Consider the following 3,275-nt stretch of genomic DNA (forward strand, 5'->3'; position numbering starts at 1 on the left):
ACTACTGCCAGCGTGAGTGGTGCCTGCCCGCCGGCGACTGCTGCGACAAAATGATTCGCGGCGGGTATCGCCTCGACTGGCTGGCCGGCTACCGCTACATGCGTTTGGACGAAGGCGTGATGATCAACGAAATGCTGGTGTCGACGAACTCCGGCGGCGTGATTCCGCTCGGCACGACGTTCGACGTGCAAGATAATTTCCAGACCGACAGCGAATTCCATGGCGCCGATTTTGGCATGATGGCCCAATGGCGCCGCGGCCGCTGGACGTTGGACGTACTCGGCAAGACCGCCGTCGGCAATGTCCACAACAGCGTCACGATCAACGGCAGCACGACCACGATGGTTCCAAATGGTCCGACGACCACGAACTCCGGCGGCCTGCTGACGCAAGCGACGAACATCGGCGCCTACGAGAGTGACGATTTCTCGATCGTGCCGGAAGCCAGCCTCAACATCGGCTATAACGTCACGCCGCGGTTGCGGGCCCTGGTCGGCTACACGTTCATCTACTGGAGCAACGTGGTGCGCCCCGGCGATCAGATCGACTTGGGCCTGAATCCGAGCCAGTTCCCGCCGGGAACCTTGGTCGGCGCCGCGCGTCCGGCCTTCACGATGAACGACTCCGACTTCTGGGCTCAAGGCTTCAATGTCGGGGCGGAGTATCGCTTCTAAGACAGTCTCGCAGAAGGTCAACTGTAGCCGGCCTCTTTGAGGACGGTGGAGAGGAAGCGGTTGTGGACCGATCCACCGAGGTCACAGACCTCGGCTACAGACGGACGGGCTTGAGGCGATTGATCCTCGCTAAGAACTAACTTCAACGGCCGTCGGGCTACGCTGAACGGGAGCGAATACGCTTTCCCGCATCAGTGAAGACCCGGCGGCCGTTTTTATTGCGCTCGCGATAAACGATAGGATACATTGACGCCCGGTTTCGACTCGCTACGCGATGATCTCCGCGATGATCTACTTCACCAAACGGTCATGGCCGAAGTTCACCCTCCGCGGGCTATTGTTGCTCGTTGCGTGTGCCGCGGTCGCGGCCTTATTCGTGCGGGATCGGCAACAAGCCGAACTGCGGAGTCGCGCCTTCGCGCACATGCGGGAGATCGCACTGGCTCTGCGCACCTTAGAAGGCACGGCGGGCGAGTTTCCCAGAGCCGTCATCCCCGTGACAACGGGACGACCGTCGCACAGTTGGCGTTTGCAACTGGCGCCGCTGATTGATTACAGCGAAGCCGACTACGACTACCGAGAAGCCTGGAATTCGCCGCGCAATCAACTCCTCGGACAGCAGCGCAATCTCGTCTATTGCTGGGACGAATCGCCGCACGCCGGGCAAGAACATTCCACCAACGTGCTTGGCATCGTCGGCCCCGGCGCGGCCTTCGATCCGCAGCGCAGCGAACCCTTAACGCTGCGCGCCGACCTGGCCGACCTGATCTGCGCGATCGAAGTCCGCAACTCCGACATCCCTTGGATGCAGCCACGCGACCTCGACTATCGCAACCTTCTGGCGAGCGACCCGGGGCGCGTGCCGCAACTCGGCGCCTCGGACGAAAGCTTTTGCGTGATCTTTCTCGACGGCAAAGTCTGGCGCCTCCGCACCGACACGCCGCGCGACCGGCTGGTGCAGTTGATGACCATCGACGGCGCGATTGAGAATGACCGCGACGCATTGCTCGAACACTTCCACACCAGCCCGTAGCGCCAGCGAGGGAGAGTTGACGTCGGTCGCCAATCGAGACGAAACTCTCGGTTGCGTTGATTCGAAGCAACTGAGAGTTCGGTCGTTTGAAACTTTCCGCTCCCTCGCTCCCTCGCTGGCGCTACGGGTTAGTGTTTTTCGGAAATCGAATGGCCCGGGAGTTGCGTAGCTTAGCGGAAAGGGCTTCTGGAACCCTGCTGTGAACCCTTTTCCCGCGCGCTACCACTATGATCCCTCGCATCAACACGTTGGTTGGTTTGTTCGCTGCCGCATTGGTTGTCGCGCTGCCAGCGTCGTCCGTGCTTTTTGCCGCGGAACCGGCGAAATCCGCCGACGTGCCTAATGCCGCCGCGGGAGCCATGAAGGCGCTGTTCAATGCCGGAAGTAAGAATCTGCTCCCCGGCGAAGTCCGTCATTGGCGCGACAACACCGGCCGTTTCGAAACACGGGCGGGACTCGTGGGCGCAAGCGAAAAAACCGCCACGTTGAAGAAAGCGAATGGCCGCTTGGTCGACGTGCCGCTCGCACGATTGAGTGAAGGTGACCGGGACTATCTGGCCGCCTGGCAACGACAAGGCATGTCATCGGCGAAGTCGTGGCAACCTGTGGCCGCACAAATCGCCCCGCGCGTGCAGGGCTGGCTCAACGGCGACGAAGCCTTGGCCGCGGACGTATTTCCTACGCCCGACGCGGTGCATATCCGCCTCGGCAACGCGTATTTGAATCGCCGTTTTGCGCGGGAAATCGATCGCACCGTGCCAGTGCGCGATACGATTCTCGGCACGCCCATTCGCGGAACTTCCGACGTGGACGGCGATGTGACGATCGTGGCCACGCCGGCCGAAGAAAACGGAGCGCTCCTGGTAAAAGTCCGCGGCGTGGCGCATTCGCGCACTGTTGGCACGCATCACCCCGTGTGGATTCATAGCCGTTCCACGACAACCTTTGTCGGTACGAAGCGGGTCAACATCACGCCGGACGGCGTGACGTTTCTGCCGGCGGAAGTTACCGCCACGTCACGCAGCCGTTCCGCGGGCATCAGCACTTCACTCCCGCGACTGCGCGGCCGCATCGCCACGAATATCGCCTCCCGTCGCGTGGAGGAATCGCGCCCTGAGGCGGATCGGATTTCCGCGGCGCATAACCGAGATCGTGTCGCCCGCGATATTGATCGCCAGGTGGAAAAATCGCTGAAACGCACCGACGACTTCCTGTCACGCCATCACCAGCGATTCAGCGAAGCGCTAGGCCTCGAAGACGCCAAAGTCACTAGCCGTTCGACCAACGACTATCTGGAATTCGCCTTTGCCAGCGCCGAACCGTCGCATCCTTCCACGCCGCCGGAATTCGTGAGCGACGCCGACGTGGAAATCCTCTTACACACGCCGTCGGTGACTCCCATCGTCGTTGGCCCCGCCGCGCGCTTAGTGCTGACGAACCTGTTCAACGCATTGCTAGACGATGTCCTGGAGGAACGTGCCGATCGAAAGGATCGAGCGCCGGTCGAATGTCAGCTCGTGTGGTCACGCGACCAACAATGGCTGGCGATTCAAGCCTCGCGCGAGGCT

Annotated in this window: 3 protein-coding genes; all 3 read left to right on the forward strand. The window is 61.5% G+C overall.

Annotated features, from left to right (window positions below; genetic code table 11):
• Positions 1 to 674 (forward strand): BBP7 family outer membrane beta-barrel protein (locus SGJ19_27575; protein MDZ4784026.1); only part of this gene is annotated, 674 nt, incomplete at its 5' end.
• Between the two features lie 274 nt (positions 675 to 948).
• Positions 949 to 1,707, forward strand: coding sequence for a hypothetical protein (locus SGJ19_27580; GenBank protein ID MDZ4784027.1), 759 nt, complete (start codon positions 949 to 951; stop codon positions 1,705 to 1,707).
• A gap of 227 nt (positions 1,708 to 1,934) precedes the next feature.
• The coding region (locus SGJ19_27585) for an SHD1 domain-containing protein (GenBank protein MDZ4784028.1) at positions 1,935 to 3,275 on the forward strand (1,341 nt) is incomplete at its 3' end.

This window comes from Planctomycetia bacterium, from assembly GCA_034440135.1.
Taxonomy (GTDB): Bacteria; Planctomycetota; Planctomycetia; order Pirellulales; family JALHLM01; genus JALHLM01.

Bases quoted from the DNA above. Each gene is read 5' to 3' on its own strand.
- SGJ19_27580 (MDZ4784027.1), top strand. From the start codon at position 949: ATGATCTCCGCGATGATCTACTTCACCAAACGGTCATGGCCGAAGTTC.